The organism is Clostridium sp. UBA1056 (genome assembly GCA_002316385.1).
GTDB lineage: Bacteria > Bacillota > Clostridia > Clostridiales > Clostridiaceae > Clostridium_J.
Window position 1 is genome coordinate 311409 of the sequence record DCDL01000024.1, and the last position, 19670, is coordinate 331078.

General features: G+C 28.5%; 18 protein-coding genes and 1 pseudogene. 5 read left to right on the forward strand and 14 right to left on the reverse strand.

Going from position 1 to position 19670, the window contains the following annotated elements; all coding sequences use genetic code 11:
- Positions 1-119 precede the first annotated feature (119 nt).
- The 3 genes from B3W71_RS08470 to B3W71_RS08480 all read right to left on the reverse strand — a co-directional run bounded on the left by B3W71_RS08470 (position 120) and on the right by B3W71_RS08480 (position 4015).
- Positions 120-1151 carry a pyruvate kinase gene (locus tag B3W71_RS08470; RefSeq protein ID WP_346888503.1) on the reverse strand — a complete coding sequence of 344 codons (1032 nt, stop codon included), beginning with the start codon at positions 1149-1151 and terminating at the stop codon, positions 120-122.
- A 277-nt stretch (positions 1152-1428) separates the two neighbouring features.
- Positions 1429-2256 carry a DUF975 family protein gene (locus B3W71_RS08475; RefSeq protein ID WP_346888504.1) on the reverse strand — a complete coding sequence of 276 codons (828 nt, stop codon included), beginning with the start codon at positions 2254-2256 and terminating at the stop codon, positions 1429-1431.
- A gap of 463 nt (positions 2257-2719) precedes the next feature.
- Positions 2720-4015: a uracil-xanthine permease family protein gene (locus B3W71_RS08480; protein ID WP_414632004.1), complete on the reverse strand. Its 1296-nt coding sequence runs from the start codon at positions 4013-4015 to the stop codon at positions 2720-2722.
- A gap of 434 nt (positions 4016-4449) precedes the next feature.
- Here B3W71_RS08480 and B3W71_RS19275 point away from each other — a divergent pair, with 434 nt between their 5' ends.
- The 3 genes and pseudogenes from B3W71_RS19275 (at position 4450) to B3W71_RS08490 (ending at position 6185) form a co-directional block, all read left to right on the forward strand.
- Positions 4450-4626, forward strand: a complete 177-nt coding sequence (locus tag B3W71_RS19275; RefSeq protein ID WP_414632005.1) for a hypothetical protein — start codon at positions 4450-4452, stop codon at positions 4624-4626.
- Positions 4599-4907, forward strand: a pseudogene (locus B3W71_RS08485) (aminotransferase); the annotation flags it as partial. The gene B3W71_RS19275 and the pseudogene B3W71_RS08485, both read left to right, overlap by 28 nt.
- An 81-nt stretch (positions 4908-4988) precedes the next feature.
- Positions 4989-6185: a pyridoxal phosphate-dependent aminotransferase gene (locus B3W71_RS08490; RefSeq protein WP_346888505.1), complete on the forward strand. Its 1197-nt coding sequence runs from the start codon at positions 4989-4991 to the stop codon at positions 6183-6185.
- A gap of 168 nt (positions 6186-6353) precedes the next feature.
- Here the strand turns inward: B3W71_RS08490 and B3W71_RS08495 are convergent, their stop codons facing one another.
- The 9 genes from B3W71_RS08495 to B3W71_RS08535 form a co-directional block, all read right to left on the reverse strand.
- On the reverse strand, positions 6354-7220 hold the full coding sequence (locus B3W71_RS08495; RefSeq protein ID WP_346888506.1) for a GNAT family N-acetyltransferase: 867 nt from the start codon (positions 7218-7220) through the stop codon (positions 6354-6356).
- A gap of 130 nt (positions 7221-7350) precedes the next feature.
- Positions 7351-9270, reverse strand: a complete 1920-nt coding sequence (locus B3W71_RS08500) for a bifunctional 4-hydroxy-3-methylbut-2-enyl diphosphate reductase/30S ribosomal protein S1 (RefSeq protein ID WP_346888507.1) — start codon at positions 9268-9270, stop codon at positions 7351-7353.
- 58 nt (positions 9271-9328) lie between these two features.
- On the reverse strand, positions 9329-9991 hold the full coding sequence (gene cmk, locus B3W71_RS08505; protein WP_346888508.1) for a (d)CMP kinase: 663 nt from the start codon (positions 9989-9991) through the stop codon (positions 9329-9331).
- Positions 9992-10085: 94 nt separating this feature from the next.
- On the reverse strand, positions 10086-11303 hold the full coding sequence (locus B3W71_RS08510) for an NAD(P)/FAD-dependent oxidoreductase (RefSeq protein WP_346888509.1): 1218 nt from the start codon (positions 11301-11303) through the stop codon (positions 10086-10088).
- A gap of 299 nt (positions 11304-11602) precedes the next feature.
- On the reverse strand, positions 11603-12955 hold the full coding sequence (gene gdhA, locus B3W71_RS08515) for an NADP-specific glutamate dehydrogenase (protein ID WP_346888510.1): 1353 nt from the start codon (positions 12953-12955) through the stop codon (positions 11603-11605).
- 252 nt (positions 12956-13207) lie between these two features.
- Positions 13208-14095 carry a MurR/RpiR family transcriptional regulator gene (locus B3W71_RS08520; RefSeq protein ID WP_346888511.1) on the reverse strand — a complete coding sequence of 296 codons (888 nt, stop codon included), beginning with the start codon at positions 14093-14095 and terminating at the stop codon, positions 13208-13210.
- A gap of 216 nt (positions 14096-14311) precedes the next feature.
- Positions 14312-14854, reverse strand: coding sequence for a class I SAM-dependent methyltransferase (locus B3W71_RS08525; protein WP_346888512.1), 543 nt, complete (start codon positions 14852-14854; stop codon positions 14312-14314).
- Positions 14847-15575 (reverse strand): pseudouridine synthase, encoded by a 729-nt coding sequence (locus B3W71_RS08530; protein WP_346888513.1) that lies wholly within the window; start codon positions 15573-15575, stop codon positions 14847-14849. Before B3W71_RS08530 ends, B3W71_RS08525 begins: the two co-directional genes overlap by 8 nt.
- Positions 15576-15710: 135 nt before the next feature.
- Positions 15711-15863 (reverse strand): hypothetical protein, encoded by a 153-nt coding sequence (locus tag B3W71_RS08535; RefSeq protein ID WP_346888514.1) that lies wholly within the window; start codon positions 15861-15863, stop codon positions 15711-15713.
- Positions 15864-16054: 191 nt separating this feature from the next.
- Here B3W71_RS08535 and B3W71_RS08540 point away from each other — a divergent pair, with 191 nt between their 5' ends.
- Positions 16055-17158 (forward strand): iron-containing alcohol dehydrogenase family protein, encoded by a 1104-nt coding sequence (locus B3W71_RS08540; RefSeq protein ID WP_346888515.1) that lies wholly within the window; start codon positions 16055-16057, stop codon positions 17156-17158.
- A gap of 92 nt (positions 17159-17250) precedes the next feature.
- Here B3W71_RS08540 and B3W71_RS08545 read toward each other — a convergent pair whose 3' ends face one another.
- Together B3W71_RS08545 and B3W71_RS08550 are read right to left on the reverse strand one after the other, a co-directional pair.
- Positions 17251-17829 carry an N-acetylmuramoyl-L-alanine amidase gene (locus tag B3W71_RS08545; RefSeq protein ID WP_346888516.1) on the reverse strand — a complete coding sequence of 193 codons (579 nt, stop codon included), beginning with the start codon at positions 17827-17829 and terminating at the stop codon, positions 17251-17253.
- 109 nt (positions 17830-17938) lie between these two features.
- Positions 17939-18316, reverse strand: a complete 378-nt coding sequence (locus tag B3W71_RS08550) for a PadR family transcriptional regulator (RefSeq protein WP_346888517.1) — start codon at positions 18314-18316, stop codon at positions 17939-17941.
- Positions 18317-18739: 423 nt separating this feature from the next.
- On the opposite strand from B3W71_RS08550, the gene B3W71_RS08555 reads away from it, so the two are divergent.
- Positions 18740-19573 carry a PHP domain-containing protein gene (locus B3W71_RS08555; RefSeq protein ID WP_346888518.1) on the forward strand — a complete coding sequence of 278 codons (834 nt, stop codon included), beginning with the start codon at positions 18740-18742 and terminating at the stop codon, positions 19571-19573.
- Positions 19574-19670 lie beyond the last annotated feature (97 nt).

The window sequence follows — 19670 nt, forward strand, 5'->3', positions numbered from 1 at the left end:
AAATAGTTTCCTATATAGTGATTTAAGTTAATCTACCCTCTAAATTCTTCATAAAACATAGAATATTGTTGGTGACCTTCACAGTGTTTTTAACTATAAAGCAGGGTAACCCAAGATTTTTATAGCGAATCATATCTTTCTATAAATTCTTTAGCAAATTTTATAACTTGAAGTGGATTTTTACCTACTCCAACCTCTCCTGCGAGCATAATCCCATGGACTTTATTCTTTATAAAATTATATAGATCATCTACTTCTGAAATTCTAGGGCTAAAGGAGCTTCTCATAGAATCAAGTACATAGGTTGCAATTATAAGTTCCTTATTTTTTGCTTTCATCTTTCTTATTATCTCATCCTGTACAAAAGGAATCTCAATTATATCTAATTCTGAAAGTAAGTCTCCCCTACCTAACATAATTCCATCAACTACTTTTAAAATGGAATCAAAGTTAAGAATTCCCTCTTTACACTCTATTTTAGCCCAGATTTTAGGCATATTAATCTGAGGATTATGCTTTTTTACTTTATTTATATATTCCTTTAATTCTATAATATCTGATTCACTTGTAACATAGGAAAGGCATATTGTATTTACACCATTTAAAAGTCCAAATTCAATATCATTCTTATCCTTCATAGTTAAAGTCATGCTGGTTCTGTCCATTCCTGGAGCATTTAAGCCCTTCTCACCTCTAACCATACCACCTAGAATAACCTCAGCCTTCAAAGCCTCTTTATCTTTAAGTTTTCCTATAACTTTAAATTTCATGGTTCCATCCTTCATTAAGATTTTTTTACATTTAGTAATCCATGAAAATTCTCCCTGAAAGGAAATTGGAATTAATGTATGTCTTCCGCTATGTCTAAGATTTTCTTTAAAAAATTCTTCACTACAAAAATATACTGTTTCTCCAGCATTAACTCTTAATAGTCCATTAAATAGTTTAGACACCCTAAGTTTATTGCCTTGCAAGTCTTGAATAATAGAAATATCAGGGTGTTTATCTTTCATATACTGAATTTGTTCCTTAGCTTTTTCATATTCTATATGAGAAAAATTTAATCTCATAGAATCCATTCCCGAATCTACAAATTTGTCTAGATCACTTAATGTCTTAACATTAGGACCTATTGAACACACTATCTTCATTTCATCACCTAATCATTTATTTGTATTTATAGAATAAAGAGTTAATTAATATATTTTATCTTTATTGTAACATATTATAAATCTATCACCTTTATTCATAACAAACAATAGTATTTCCAAATAATCCTTAATTTCAAGGTAATATTTTTAAATTCCATATTACTTTGTTAATCTTAATTAGAATTAAATATTAAAAACCCAGAGTGTTGCTCTGGGTTTTTATCTTTTCTAAAGAATAGAAATTTATAAGAAGTAAAGCGTCTAAGAGCTTTATTCTCTAATTTAATGAAGTTATTTCATTATACATAGGATTATTAGTGGCTCCAGATATTTCATTAAAGAAATTTAAAAGCGTTGTGTTCATATATGGGACTAACCACAAGAAGCCTATACTAGCAATATTAGATAATATAACCACAGCAACCTCATTTAAGGAAAATGCTGTAAGTATAGCAATAAATATAGTAGGTATTATACATAAAATTGCCCAGCCTATAAAGCTAAGTTGCAATACAAATAGATTCCACAAGTTACCTTTCATTAATTTTAAGCTTTCCTTTATGCATTGAATAATTCCTCTATTATTATCTTCGCATACTAAAATTACTGCAGGAAAGAAATATAACCCTAATATTATTAAAGGTATACACAAAATTAATGTAAGTAGAATCGTAATCCCAATCATAATCCCATAGGATGGTGTTAAAGAATTAATTATTGCAGTGCTCATATATAAGCCCCATACAACTCCAATAATTATTGCAATAATTATTACTATAGGTATAATTATTAACCCTAGTAACACTTCTATTCCTATCCCTTTTCCAAAAGTCTTCCAAGAAATAAATATATCAGAGAATCCAACCTTCTTATCTCTAGAAATTTTTAAATAAAAAGAATTAACCATAATTCCTATACTTAATGTAATAAGTAAATTTAAGATAAGTAATAAGATGTATATTGGTAACTTATCAACAAAAATTTCCATGGTATAGCTTGATATTATCTGTATTATACTTATTATCAAGGTTATAAGTACTGGTATTTTCCACTGACCTCTTAATTGTTCCTTCGATTTACTTTTTAGTTCTTTTCGATTTACCATCATTTTCCCCCTTAAACTTCCTTCTATTTATAAATTAATAAAATGTAATATTACTTATCATGCTTAAATTAACTTTTTAATAAGTAATATAATATCTTGTATTATTAAAATATTATGAATATAATGAATATATTCCAAATTTTATAAAATAAAATGTTGAAAGATTTCTATTTAAGCTTTTTATGAGTTAATTTACCATTATTTACAACCAGTAATATTTAGACCATTATGCCTGAAACTATATTCTATAGTTTTAACCTCCTAAGTCTATACTAATAGGTACATATATTTTATTCAATAACTCTTTATTAGATCCATCTAGACCATATGATAATAGAAAGCGATAATGAATTTCCTTTTATAAAAGGCTTCATTTCTATTTATTACATTATATCATCGTGTATAAAAAAATACCATCTAATACAATATTTATGTATTAAATGGTATTTTAATGAATATATAATTAAGCTACTTTTTCTTTCTCTTTTTTACTCTTTTCATTTTTAAAGTTTAAGATCATATTTAGTATGACTCCTACAAGTGCTGCTAAACTAACACCTGTTATCTTAACTGATGCACCAATGGGAATTCCAATTGATATACCAGTATATTTTTCTAAATTAGTAGTACCAAGGCCAATGATTACTATAGCAGCTATAACTAATATGTTTTTCCAATCAAAGGTTACATCTCCATTTTTAATAGTTTTAACACCTATTAAAGCAATCATTCCAAATAACATAATACTAATTCCACCCATAACAGCGTTAGGTATAGATAAAAGCAATCCTCCTAATTTAGCTACAAAACCTAGAATAATAGCAAATACTGCAGTAATTCTTATTATTGATGGGTCATAATTTTTTGTTAATGCTAAAACTCCAGTATTTTCTCCATAGGTTGTATTTGCTGGTCCTCCAATGAATGCAGAGAACATGGTTGCAAGTCCATCTCCTAATAAAGTTCTATTAAGTCCTGGATCTTCAATGAAGTTTTTGCCAACTACCTGTCCATTTGTAATCATATCACCAACATGCTCCATTAATACTGCTAGTACCACTGGTGCAATTATTAGTATAGATGCCGTATCAAATTTAGGTAATGTAAAGTTAGGTATTGATAAAAATGCTGCTTGAGATATTGTGCTAGTATCTACCATGCCCATAAATAATGAAAGTATGTAACCAGATGATACTGCAATAAGTATAGCTAATTGTTTTGAAAATCCTCTTCCAAAGAAGTTAATTGATAAGGCTATAGCTAAAGTTATTCCTGCTACAATAAAGTTCTGGCTAGCCATTCCTATAGCTGTAGGTACAAGATTTAATCCTATAACTATTATCATAGGCCCTACAACTTGAGCTGGAAGAAATTTTTTTATAGTAGATACACCAATCTTCTTAACTATTAATGAAATTATTACATAAATAAATCCTGCAACTAGCAATCCGCCTTGAGCATATGCTAAGTCTCCACCATTTAGTTCACTAGCAGCTATTATCACTGGTATAAAGGCGAAGGATGATCCAAGAAATGCTGGAACTTTTCCTTTTGTACAAAGGTGAAATATCAAAGTACCACATCCTGCAGCAATAAGCGAAACTGAAGGATCGAGTCCTGTAAGCACTGGCACAAGAACCGTTGCTCCAAACATGGCAATTAAGTGCTGCATGGCAAGAACCATTCTTTTACCTTCCTCTTTAATAGTTCTTTTTGCCAAAGTTTTCTCTGCTTCTTTTTTAAATGTTATTTCTGACATATAGGCCTCCTTAATATTTTTAATATTAGGAGAAATTTCTTTCTCCCCTTTCAGTCTCTCAGTACTGATTAAAAGGTATATAAATAAAAAACTTCTTACTTGCGCAAGAAGTTGTATATACAGAAATATAGTATAATCCTATAATATGTACCTTCTTGCCAGCCTCTCTGGACTGATTTAAAGAAATATTTTATTCTTCAACATATTATACTACTTATTCTTGTAAATAACAAGTACTTTTTATATTTGGTTTCATTGCCTTTACACTGCATGAAAATATCTTGAAAAAAAGTGTAAATAAGTTATAATTAAAGCATAGTACGTAAGATGAAGTAGTATAACTAATTTAAAAAGTTTAATTAGAGAGGTGATATATAGATATACGCTATGCAAATAGGACTTCAAATTTAAAAGTGTCTGAAATAAGGTAATTTTTGAAATTGACTGAAAAGCCAGAAATTATTTCTTTTACAGGTGGACTACCAGCACCTGAACTATTTCCTTTAGATAACCTAAACGAAATAGTATCAAAAGTTATAAAGGAAGAAGGTAAAGTAGCTCTACAATATGCTTCTACCGAATTGAAGTGTATAGAGTTAGACGTGATTTAATGATTGGTAGCATTGAAGAATGTTTTCCATAATATGTGAAATGCACTTATCCTTTAGGCGGATTATTTACTTGGATTGAACTCAGAGAAGATTTAGACTCTACTATTATTATGGAAGATGCTCTTAAAGAAAATGTAGCTTATGTACCTGATGCTTCTTTCTTCCCTAATGGTGGTAAGAAAAATTTTTTTAGATTAAACTATTCTAACATGCCAGAGGATAAAATTGTAGAAGGAATTAAAAGATTAGGTAAAGTGCTTTATAAATATTATACAAAATAGTTATAATAAATTATATATAAATTAAAATAGTCATTAAAATCAATAAATTTAAATATTTATACTATTTTAGGAGGAGTTAAAATGGAATTTTCAAAAAGAATACTGGCTATGGGGTATTCCCCAATCAGAAAACTAGCACCATATGGAGCTGAAGCTACACGTAAAGGAATAAAAATATATCACCTTAATATTGGTCAACCTGATATTGAAACTCCAAAGGAATTCATGGAGGGAGTTAACAACTATAAAGATGATGTCCTTAAATATGCCCAATCTCAAGGGATAGATGAAGCAATCGATAGTTTTATAAAATATTACAAAGAATGGAATATAGATTTTCTCTCTGATGAAATTCTTATTACTAATGGTGGTTCTGAAGCTATTTCTTTAGCTTTAACAGCAATTTGCGATGTAGATGATGAGGTAATTATACCAGAACCGTTCTACACAAACTATGCAGGATTTGCGCAAGGTGTAGGTGTAAAAGTAGTACCTTTTATAACTAAAGCTGAAGATGGATTCCATCTTCCTGCAAAAGAAGTTATAACTTCTAAAATAACATCTAGAACAAAGGCTATAATGATTTCTAACCCTGGAAATCCAACAGGCGTTGTTTATACTGAAGATGAAATAAGAATGCTTGCTGATATATGTAAGGAAAATAATTTATTCTTTATAGCCGATGAAGTATATAGAGAATTTGTTTATGATGGATTAAAATATACTTCAGCTCTTTATATGAAAGATATTGCGGATAGAGTGATTTTAATTGATAGTATATCTAAGCGCTATAGTGCATGTGGTGCAAGAATTGGTATTGTAGCTTCTAAGAATAAAGAACTTATAAGTCAAATCATGAAAATGTGCCAAGTAAGACTATGTGTTCCAACTATTGAGCAATTAGCAGCAGCAAATTTAATCAATACGCCTAAAGAGTATTTCATTAACGTAAAAAAAGAATATGAAGCTAGAAGAGACATAATGTTTGAAAAGCTTTCTAAAATGCCAGGTGTTATCTGCGAAAAACCTACTGGAGCATTTTATATAGTAGCAAAACTTCCAATAAAAAGTGGTGAAGATTTTGCAAAATGGTTACTTACAAATTATAACTATAATAACAAAACTGTTATGGTTGCTCCTGCAGAAGGTTTCTATGCAACAGAAGGCCTTGGTATGGATGAAATAAGATTATCTTATTGCTTAAATACTGAAGCTTTAGCTGATGCAATGGATATATTAGAAAAAGCTTTAGATGAATATATGAAAATTGAAAAATAGTAATTAATAAAAAAAGAAATTAAGTTTTATGATTTAATTTCTTTTTTATTAGAACTAATAAATAAAATTTATTAATGTTTCTTTATGCAATTTATGATTTTTAAATAAACCTACTGTAGAAAAGTTATTAAAATTTATCTTATACTTTTTTATAATTATAGAATTATATTATTCAAATAAATTCATGTTATCTTTTTTATATTCATAATAAGTATCAAGAGCTTTAAAGCCTTCACATATATATAAATTCACAGCTTCTATGTTTTTTTTATCACACTTAAGATATATTTTGCTATTACCAAGTCCATATGCTAGATTTATTATAAATTTAAGTAATTTCTTTCCATAGCCCCTCCCCCTATACTCTGGTAAAATTCCAAAGTTGGCTATATAAATTCTTAAATCTTTTTTTATTAGTTGTCCATAACCTACATGCATACCTTTATATTTTATGAAAATACATCCCTCAGGAATATAATAGTTTTGATATTTTTCATATAGAATGTCATCTTCATTTATAGCTTGCCTATTTGCTGAATTAAATACTTTATTCTGAATTAAACACCTATACTTCTCATCCTTTCCATCCTCAAAAGTTGTAAAAGAAATATCCTTATTAATATCATCATCCTCATAACGATTTATTTCTCTCTCCATTTCAATAATAGTTTTTTCAACATTAAAGCCTAAATTAATCAATAAATTTGTATTTAAATTATTATTATCACTAATAATAATTGAATTACAACTATTAAAGAACTTAAATAATTCTTTATAGTATTCAAATGTACTATATTCTGGAATAAGTTTTATGCAATGTATCTTATACACTTGATGGTGAAGTTTACTATACCATAGAAAACCTATATATTTTTGTTCTGATTTTATATACTTTATATTTTTCCCAAACAGAAGCTTTTTAAATATGTTTTTATTTGTACATATATCTATAAGCTCCTCTTTATACTCATTAGTAATGTTAAATTCATTTATAAAATTTAAATTTGAACTATTTAATGTTTCTAGTCTATACATAAATTCATCTACCTCTTATCTTGAATCTATATATATTATAATCCAAATTCAAATAATATAACCATTTTTAGGATATTTATTTTAATTTATAAAAATAAAAGGTACACTTAGTGTACCTTTTAATAATATATTATGCTTCTACATCTTTAATACTAAGACCAATTTTCTTTCCTTCAGAATCTACTTGAGTTATAACCGCTTTTACTGTTTCTCCAATTTTTAAAACATTTTCAACTTTTTCAACTCTCTCATTGGAAATTTGAGATATGTGTACTAAACCATCTATACCTTCTTCTAATTCAACAAATGCTCCAAATGGTGCAAATCTTACTACTTTTCCTGCTACGATATTTCCAATTGGATATTTTTCACTAATATTATTCCATGGATTTTCACTTAACATCTTAACACTTAAAGCTAATTTGTTATTTTCTTTATCAACTTCTAAAATGCCAACTTTAATAATTTCACCAACTTTAAATAATTTTGATGGATTATTAACTTTATTCCAAGACATTTCAGAGCTATGAAGCAATCCATCTATACCGTTAATTTCTACAAAAGCACCAAAAGCAGTTAATCTCTTAACTTCACCTTCAATTACCATGCCCTTTTCTAAAGAAGCCCATGTAGTTGCTTTTTTAGCTTCGTTATCTTTCTCTAAAAGCTCTCTTCTTGAACCAACAACTTTAACTCTATTTCTTTCTTTAGTGTATTCAATAAGTTTTATATCAAAATTTTGACCTACATATTTAGATAGATCATTAACTCTACTTAGTTCTATATGAGATGCCGGTATGAATACTCTTTCACCTTTAAATAAAGCCACAAGTCCACCTTTTACTTCTTGTTTAACTTGAACGTTTATTACTTCTCCATTATCAAAAGCAGCTTTTAGTAATTGTTGTTGTTCTGCTCTTAAAACTTCAGTTCTTGATAATACAACTAGTCCATCAGAATTTTTTCTATTTATTACCTTTGCTTTAATAATATCTCCTACTTTAATCTGTTCATTTAAAGGAGCTTCATTATCTCTTGAGTATTCTTCTGCTGTAATTATAGCCTCAGTTTTTGCGCCTATAGTTAAATATGCTTCTTTTTCATTTACCTTAAATACTTCACCTTCTAAAATGCTACCTACAGATATGTTGCTGGTATCCTTAAAATATTTATCATAAAGGTCCATATCCTCTTGACTTACATCGTTTTGTTTTTTCATTTTACTAATAGCCTCCTCAATTACATACTCTGGAGTTGATGCTCCAGCAGTAATTCCAATTTTATTTATATTTTCATTCCCTATCATATCGAAAAGTGAAGAATCTACTTTTTCTACATGATAAGTATTTTTACAATTATTTTTGCAAATTTCATAAAGTTTTGTAGTATTAGAGCTATTATATCCACCTAAAACTATCATCAAATCAACATCCTTTGAAAGCTTATGGGCTGATTCTTGTCTCTCTTCTGTGGCATTGCAGATAGTATTAAAAGCAACTATTTCTTTGGCTAATAATATTACCTTATTCAAAACCTTTTCCCAATTACTTTGTTTTTCTGTGGTTTGGGAGACTACGCACACCTTACCTTTAATTGCATTTATGTTTTCTCCATCCTTAGATATAATCGCTGAATTATTACACCATCCATTGATACCTATTACCTCTGGGTGCTTATAATCTCCAACAATAATTATATTATATCTTTTGTTGTAATACTCCTCAACCTTTTGTTGTATATTTCTCACATATGGACAGGTCCCATTCTCTATTATAACATTATTATTCCTTAAATAGTCAAATACATTTTTACCAACTCCATGAGATCTTATTACTACAACATCATTTTCTTTAAGATTATATGCTTCTTCAAGGGTTATAGAATGTATTCCCTTTTCCTCTAAGCTTTTTACTACATCGTTATTGTGTATTAATGGTCCCAATGTATATATTGGTCTATTATATTTTTCTCTCAATTTTATAGTTTCTTCAACTGCTCGCTTTACTCCAAAGCAAAAACCTGCTTTGCTCGCAAGAATTACTTCTGCCATGTGATTATCACCTTCAATTCTGTTTATTATAAAACAATTTACGTTAAATTATATATCACTATTTTTTCACATGCATCGATGATATGTATCTAGATATAGCCTCTACTACTTCATTTATGTCCATAGTAGAAGAATCAATTTCTATAGCATCTTCAGCTTTTCTTAGAGGATCAATTTTCCTATTTGAATCAATATAGTCTCTTTTTTTTATATCCTCTAATATATTATTATAATCTACTTTTACATTCTTGGCTATAAGTTCATCATATCTACGTTTAGCTCTTTCCTCTGCTCTAGCTGTTAAAAATATTTTTAAACTTGCGTCTTTAAGTACTACTGTGCCTATATCTCTACCATCCATGACTACATCATAATTTTCGGCTATCTTCTGTTGCATTTGAACTAGCTTTTGTCTAACTTCTAATATGGATGCATATCTAGACACATTATTAGTAACTTGAATACTTGTTAACTGGTCAGTGATATCTACATCATTAACAAATAAATTTTCATTTTTAAAATACATATTTAAAGTATCTATAAGTTCACATAATTCTTTTACTTGGGTAGGCTCTATTCCTCTTTGCATTGCAAACAAAGTGACTGCTCTATACATAGATCCAGTATTTATATACATTAAATTATATTTTTCACCTATTAATTTTGCTATAGTACTTTTTCCTGCTCCAGCAGGTCCATCAATAGCTATTGATATTTTCATAGTATCACTCCTCAATTGCATTGTTATTATTAATACATAGTTTTAATAACTCTTTTATAATTCTCTATTTATAAATAATAACTTACATATATATTTATATCTTACTTCCTGCTATAAATCCTGTAGAAATAGCAATCTGAACATTGTATCCACCAGTATATGCATCTACATCTATTATTTCTCCTGCAAAACTTAAATTAGAAATCAATTTAGATTGCATTGTGGAAGGATCAATTTCCTTTGTATCAATACCTCCAGATGTTACTATTGCCTCTTCTACAGATCTTAAGCCTCTTACATTCATTGTGAGATTTGAAATAAGATTTACAAAATACCTACGTTGTTCTTTTGTAATACTATTTACCTTCTGATTTTCTGGTATTTTACTTAAATTAATCATGATAGGAATTAATTTTTGTGGAAATAAATCATTTAAAGCATTTTTAAAGTCCTTATTATTATACTTTAAAAAATCCTTTTGTATTCTTAAATCTAGCTCTTTTTCGCTAAGTGCAGGTTTAAGATTTATTACAATTTTATATTTTTCTCCAGGCTTTATTAAACTACTTGCACTAAGACATAATGGTCCAGAAATTCCGAAGTGAGTAAATTGCATTTCACCTTGCTCTTTAAAAATTATTTTATTGTTATAATTTAATACTGTAAGCTGTATATTTCTCAGTGATAGTCCTTGGATTTCTTTTACCCACTCTTCACCAATTTCTATAGGAACTAAAGATGGCTTTATAGGTATTATACTATGTCCAATCCTTTTGCAAATTTTAAATCCATCACCATTAGATCCCGTTTGAGGATATGATGCCCCTCCAGTAGCTAAAATTACATTGTCGCATTCTATAAATTCACCATTATCAAGTATTACTGAAGTAATCTTGTGATTTTTGACTATTAAGTCTTTTACCGCAACTCCAAGTTTAATTTCAATATTATTTTCTATTAAAGCTTTTTCAAAAGCTTTAATAATATCTGAAGATTTATCTGATTTAGGAAATACCCTATCTCCTCTTTCTACCTTAAGTTCGACTCCTCTTTCTTTAAAAAACTTCATAGTATCCTCATTAGTAAATGTATAAAGAGCACTATAAAGAAAATGAGGATTGGTTGGAATGTAATCAAAGAATTCACTAATATCCTTACCGTTAGTTACATTACATCTACCTTTTCCAGTAATAAACAACTTCTTCCCAAGTTTATTATTCTTTTCTATTAGAATAACCCTATTGTTTTTGCTTGCCGCTATTGCAGCCATCATACCACCTGGACCTCCGCCTACAACCACTACCTGTGTCAAAAAATCACCACCTCTTCTATTCTAAATATACACCTATATTATAATTTAATATAAATTTCTTTATTATTCAATGAATTTATTCTGTTAAATCAAATTTTATATCATTAATATTGTATCTTATCTATCCTAGCACCATTAAAAATCGAATATTATAAAATTAAGTATTATGTAAGAAGCAAATTTCTATTTACTCTAGTAAAACATGATTAATGTTATTGAAATATATCTTCATATCACATGAAAAAGGAGAGAATTTAAAAATTCCCTCCTTTTAATATTAAAACTATTATAATTTAATATTAAAAATCTCCTTGAGCATACATTGCTTCAGCAACTTTCATAAATCCAGCAATATTAGCACCAGCAACTAAGTTATAGCCAAATCCACATTGTTCAGCTGCATCCATAGCATTTTTATGGATTGTTACCATTATTTGATGAAGTTTTTGGTCAACTTCTTCAGCTGTCCAAGATATTCTCATACTATTTTGTGCCATTTCTAATGCAGAAGTAGCAACTCCACCAGCATTAGCAGCTTTAGCAGGTCCAACTATTAATCCGTTAGCTAGGAAGTAATCAACAGCTTCATTTGTACATGGCATATTTGCAGCTTCACATACGAATTTAACTCCGTTCGCAACAATTTGTTTTGCATGTTCTATATGAATATCATTTTGAGTTGCACAAGGCATTATGATATCAACTTTAACACCCCATGGTTTTTGTCCTGGGAAGAATTCACATCCAAATTTATCAGCATAATCTTGAACTTTATCTCTTCCTGAATTTCTCATTTCCACTAAGTAGTTAATTTTCTCTGGAGTAGTTATTCCATCCTTATCATAGATGTAACCATCTGGTCCAGATAAAGTAACAACTTTACCACCTAAATCAGCAATCTTTTGGCATGCCCCCCAAGCAACGTTACCGAAACCAGAAACTGCAACTGTTTTTCCTTTGAAATCAGTTCCTTCATGTTTAAGAATTTCTTCACAGAAGTAAGCAACACCAAATCCTGTTGCTTCCGGTCTCATTAAGCTTCCACCATAAGTTAAACCTTTTCCAGTTAAGACTCCATTTTCGAAAGCTCCTCTAATTCTTCTATATTGACCGTATAAGTATCCTATTTCTCTTGCACCTACACCGATATCTCCAGCTGGAACGTCTATATCTGGTCCAATATGTCTTTGTAATTCAGTCATATATGATTGACAGAATCTCATAATTTCAGCATCAGATCTACCTCTTGGGTCGAAGTCTGAGCCACCTTTACCCCCACCTATTGGAAGTCCAGTTAATGCATTTTTAAGAATTTGTTCAAATCCTAGGAATTTGATAATTCCTAAGTAAACAGATGGATGGAATCTTAACCCACCTTTATAAGGTCCTATAGCTCCATTAAACTGAACTCTATATCCTCTATTTACATGAGTTTTACCATTATCATCTTTCCAAGATACTTTAAACATTATTTGTCTTTCAGGCTCACATAATCTTTCTAGTATGTTAGACTCTACATATTCTGGATGGTTATTAAGTACAGGTCCTATAGAGTTCAAAACCTCTTCAACAGCTTGGATAAATTCTGGTTCAGCGCTGTTTCTTTTTTTCACGTTTTCTAATACTTGCTCAATATAAGCTTTAGTGTCCATAGTATCAATACCTCCTAAAATTTAAACAAAATTATTTATATAATTTACTTTGCTGTATGATAGCATACTTAAGTAAATCTTTACATGTAATATATATTCTATGCAAACGCTTTTTTTCCTTCTTTTCAAAAACATTTTAACAGATTTATTGCAGTTTTTAAAAACGATTACATACCTTTATTTACATAATAGAATACTTTTAATCATAAATCAACATAATTTTATAAAAATTTAGACATTTTAAGTATAAAATTAAAATTTATTAATATCTTTACTTGTTTTGTAAGAATAAATCTGATATTCTTGCCATACTTGTTCAAGGTCCGTAAAGGTTTTAGATATTTTATCCTTCTCCCTTAATCCTACTGCTATAATAAGAGCGTTAATGACACTTAATGGTGCTACTAGTGAATCGACGAAAGAAGCCATATTACTTTCAGCAATCAGCACATAATCAGCTTTTGTAGCCAGAGGAGATAGTACACTATCTGTAATTGCAATTACATCAGCTCCCCTTGACTTTGCATAGTTAAGAGTTTCAACAGTTCTCATAGCATAACGTGGGAATCCTATACCTATAACACAATCCCCTTCTCCTAAAGTTAACATTTGCTCAAAAATATCACTCATTCCATAAGACACAATTTTCACATTATCTAATATTAAATTTAAATAAAAGCCTAAAAAGTCTGCTAGTGCAGCGGAACTTCTTAATCCTACAATATATATCTTTTTAGAGTTTAATATGCTATTCACTGTACTCTCAAAGGCTTCGTAATTTATTTTTTCCATAGTTGATCTAATGTTTTCTATATCTGATTTTAAAACTCCCTTTAACGCATTATTAGGAATAATGAAATCATTAGATAATTCTATTCTTTGAGCTGTTGTAAGTTTATTCTTTATAAGCTCTTGTAATGCTTTTTGAAGTTCAGGATATCCTTCGTAACCTAGCTGATTAGCAAATCTAACCACAGTTGATTCGCTAACGCCAACACTTGCTCCAAGTTTTGCAGCAGTCATAAATGCAGCTTTATCATAGTGCTTTAAAATATATTCAGCTATAAGTTTTTGTCCTTTGCTTAGCCTTGAAAATTTAGTTTGTATCATTCTCATTAAATCAGTCCCATTCTTTTCCATAACATAGCTCCTTTTAAAAGATTATAAAGTATATAATTCATTTTTCAGTAAAATGAATTATATACTTCATATTAACATAGGATAGATTATCCTTCAACCTAAAACTTTGATGAATATGATTTTTATGAAGTTTTTTCCATATAAGAGATATTTATAAACTTATAATAAGATTTATAAATCTATATTAAACATTGTAAGTTCCTAACTTCTAAGGTATTATTTCTTTTCGACTACTAGTAAATATGGTGCTTTCTCACTCCTATTTATCACTTTATGAAGCATGACTCCAAACTTATCTTTAGGCAGAGAACTTGCATATTTTAATACTTCTTCACTCTCATGAGCGCCTTCATTATGACCAACATAAACTGCTATTATGGCAAATCCTCCACTTTTTAGTATTTTTAAAGTACCTTCAATACTCTTTAATGTAGACACAGCTTTAGTAGTTATAGACTTATCTCCACCTGGAAGAAATCCTAAATTATATATGGCTACATCTATTTCTTCATTTATGTATTCTTCTACATTTGCATGGGAATCACAAATAAGAGTTACATTGTCTTTACATCTTTTCTTATATTGCTCTATAGCCTGTGATTGAATATCAAAGGCATAAACTTTTTTAAAGTTCTCACTTAGAAAATCACAATCTCCACCATTTCCAAGAGTTTCATCAATAGCTATATTTTTATCTATTACAAAGTTTTTAATTATATAATGAGACAAATCTGTTATCTCACCTAGATATCTAAACATTTTTAACTCCCCCACTCTTTAAATACTCTATTTCGTTTTCAGTTAGATATCTCCATTGACCTTCTTTTAATTCTTTATCTAATTTTATTTTTCCTATAGAAATTCTTTTTAATTTTATAACTGGATGTCCTATAGCTTCACACATCCTTCTTATTTGCCTATTTTTCCCTTCATGAATTGTTATAGCTACATCACAACTTGCCTGATGAGCTTTTAATAATTTGCACTTTCCTGGTGCCGTTATATAATCTCCAATATCAATTCCATTTTCAAAAAGCTTTATTTCATTAGCACTTATTATTCCTTCTACAGTAGCTACATATGTTTTATCTATAGAAACCCTTGGATGCATTATATTATTGTATACATCGCCATCATTAGTTAAAAAAATTAGTCCAGAAGTATCATAATCTAACCTTCCAATAGGATATATCCTCTCCTCTACTTTAACAATATCTAATAAGGTTTTCCTTCCTCTATCATCCTTTACAGCGGATATATATCCTACTGGCTTATTAAGAGCTACATATGTCTTTTTTTCCTCTGGTACTATTACTATATTATCTAGTCTAATCTCATTAATGTCAGCATTAATTTTCATTCCTAATTCATTTACTATAGTACCATCAACCTTAACTCTACTAGACAATATTATTTCTTCACATTTTCTTCTAGAAGCAACACCACACCTAGCCATATATTTTTGCAATCTCTCTTCCATTCTAAACATCCCTTCATACCACTAATAAAATGAATTATAATTTTTATTAATAAAAAAATCAATGCAATTAAATAATAAACCGATAACTCCACATGTTATATTCCATAGAGTTACCGGTTTTTGTATGATATAGGCTTATTTTAATTGATTTAAGTGAGAATTAGGTGTTTGTTCCTTATATCCCGTCTTTGAATTTCTACTTTCATTTGATTTGTCATTCATAGAAGTAAGTTCACCATTCATCTTATTTGAAGATTTTTTAGGTTTATTTTTTTTATTCTTAGCCATAAAGCTCACCTCCTACTATCTATTATTTTCAAAACTAATTTTAATATTCAATAGGTATAATTTTTATAAACAAAAATTTATATAACTGTGGTATCTATTAATTAATTGAGAAAATCTGTAATAAATGCTATATTAAAATATAGGAATAAAACTTAAAAATTATAATCAAACTTTAAGGGAGGAATGAAATTTTGAGCAATCCAATATTTTTTATGTCAACTAAGGTTATATGTGAAAGAAATGCAATAATAAATTATGGTAGTACAATGAAATCTCTAGGTAATACCGCTTTAATAGTTACTGGTAAACATTCTTCTAAAGCTAATGGGTCTTTAAACCATGTCTTAAATTCTTTAAAAGAAAATAATATAGAATATCATATTTTTGATGATGTAGAAGAAAATCCATCTACAGCTACAGTTAGTAAGATTAAAGCCTTTGGTGAAGGTAAACATATAGATTTTATTATAGGAATTGGTGGTGGTTCACCTATAGATGCTTCTAAAGCTGCAGGTGTACTTCTATCAAACCCTCAAGCTGATATTGAAGATTTATTTACAAATTCAAATCTTAGCTCCATTCCAATTGTTGCTGTTCCTACTACTGCTGGAACTGGCACAGAAACTACTCCTTACTCTATATTAACAGACCATAGTATAAGAAATAAAAGAGGTATATCCCCTAAAATTTTTCCTGTAGTATCTTTTTTAGATGCTACTTATTTGATGGATACACCCATAAATGTAACAATAAATACTTCTATAGACGCTCTTTCACATTTGATAGAAGGGTATTTGTCTACTAACGCTAACTACTTTAGTAACTACCTTGCAGAAAGTGGCCTAAGTCTATTTAGTGAATGCATTTCACATATATCTTCTGAAAGTATTTCATTTGAGATACGTGAAAAATTATTAATTTCATCTTCCATAGCTGGAATGGTAATTTCACAAAGTGGTACATCTATTCCTCATGGAATGGGATACCCTTTAACCTATTATCATAATATACCTCATGGTAAAGCTAACGGAGTTCTTCTAAAAGAGTATCTTGAAATATATGCAAAGAATGATAATAATAGAGTAAATAAAATTCTATCTTTATTAAACTTCTCCAGTCTAAATGAATTTGGAAGCTTTATAGATCAATTATTTGCAAGTGATTTTAAAATAACCCATGATGAATTAAAAAATTATGCTTCATACATGAGCTCCAATGAAGCAAAACTTAAAAATCATCCTTATACATTAAGCTATGAAGATATACTTCAGATATATGTAAAAAGTATAAAATAATATTAGACCCATTAGCACTTAATATGCTAATGGGTCTAATACATTCTTCATGAATAAGTATAAACTTAACATTCATTCTTTTTAAAAAGAATTTAATCATTATCAGTTGATTCTATAATGTCCTTATACTCAATGTTTAGCTGAGAAAGAATTCCTTTTGCTATAGCTTTACCAAATTTTTTTTGATTTTCTGTAGTATTAATTACTTTATTATCCTCATCATTATCTATAAATGCACACTGAATAATAATCGCATCCATAGTTGTATCTCTTAATAATGGAAAGTAATCTCTCCCACTATTATTCATTCTATTATAAGTTTTAACTTGAGTCTGACCATTCTTCATAATTTCACTACTAATTTTATTTGTAAGCTCTAGACCGTTACCATTATATATAGAATAAATTATTTCACCTCTATCTCCTCCACCTACATTGCAATGGATAGAAATAAAATAATCTGACATATTATTATTAGCCATGGTAGCCCTTTGGGAAAGTCCTAAGTATTTATCAATAGTTCTAGTCATCTGAACTTCCACTTCATGTCTACGTAACTCTTTTTCACATTCTAAAGCTATAGCTAGTACTATATCCTTTTCTATTAAATCACCATAAACTCCTCCCGGATCACTACCACCGTGTCCAGGATCTAAGGTTATCTTATACATAATTTAATGCCCCCTATTAATTAACCTCTTCATATATGATATTCTTTTTAGATTGTATATGTGATTAAGAATTGTACATAGACACTAATAATGCTATATCACAAAATACCTATTTTTTATTATAGATTTGACTTAAAACATTATTATAAATAGAAATATTATACTCTATGGCATCAAAATAATCTGTTTTTATTCTTTTATAATGTTCTATACCTTCATCTGTAATCTTATATAATCGCTTATTTTTTCTGTCGAAATCCTCCCACTTAGCTGTAAGATATAAATTTTCTTCCATATCTCTAAGAAGAGGATACACTAAACCATTGGAAACTTTAGTAAAGTTTTTATTTATGTAGTTTACTATTTCTAGACCATACTCCTCGCTATTTTCATATATTAAATAATGAAGAATATATAACTTGACAAGTTTTGTAGTATTAATTCTGTTGTCTAATGTTGCAATTCTCTTTCTTGTTTCACCTTTCATTTTTTTCTCCTTTAATTTTATTTTTATAATTTTATTATACTACTTGTTTTCAATTATGACAATCATTTTTATGATATATAATTTTAATTTTCTTAAACAAATATATACTCTCTTCTATATAGATAGATTAAAAAGTTGTACAGTAAGCTATTTAACTTTTTAAAATTTTAAATAGTTATTTTATCTATTAACATTTTGGTATATTTTCACTTAATATTACTACTGAAATCTTAAATACTTATAGTGTAATTTATATTACTTTTAACTAGTATAACAAATTATATTATAAATATAATAAATATGATGATTATATCTTATTTAAAATTGTAGAATCGTTTTATTTAGTATAAATACTTCTCTATGTAAGATATAATAAATTTATATTACTTAAATTATTTACTGTAAAGCGAAAGGAGATATTTTATGAACGTTATAGCGGAGTTTCATTGTCATACAACTGCATCAGATGGGAGGTTTTCCCCTACTCAAGTAGTAGAAATGGCTAAAAATAAAAATGTTCAACTTTTATCTATTACAGACCACGATACCACAGAAGGAATTGAGGAAGCCTTAGCAAAAGCTAATGAAATTTCCCTTAATTTTATACCTGGCATTGAATTAAGTTGTAACCATAATGGAGAAAGTATACATATATTAGGATATTTCAAGGGGTCTGATTATAAAAATAAAACCCTAATAGAATTTCTTAAGAATTTAAAAATAAATAGAGAAACTAGGGCCTTGTCTATAGTTAATAATTTAGATAAATATTTTAATATTAAAATAAATGCGGAAGATGTTTTAAAAATTAGTAATGGAGTGGTCGCTAGACCTCACATAGCTCAGGCTATAATCCATGCTGGATATCCATATAACTTTCAATATATATTTGATAACTTTATAGGAAATGATAGCCCTGCTTATGTTTCTAATAAACATATATCAATACCAGAAGGAATTGAACTTTTAAAGAAATATAACTGCATAGTAGTTCTGGCACATCCTAAACTTATTAAAAAAACATCTATTAAGAATATATTAAAATATGATTTTCATGGTATTGAAGCACTCTATTATCAGAACTTCAAAAGAGAAACAGACGAATTTATATCATTAGCTAGATCACGTAATATGATTATAACTTGTGGTTCTGATTTTCATGGTATTTCTAATGATGACACTAAACACGGAAATATTGGAGATATGTTTCTAAGTGAGGAAGATTTTAAGAAATTTATGATTATGTATAATAATTAGAATAATTAAGTATACTAAATTAAAATGTAACTATTTATCTATTACATATTATATATTGAGTTTCAGTAAAATTTAACTACAATATGCTGTATTTATT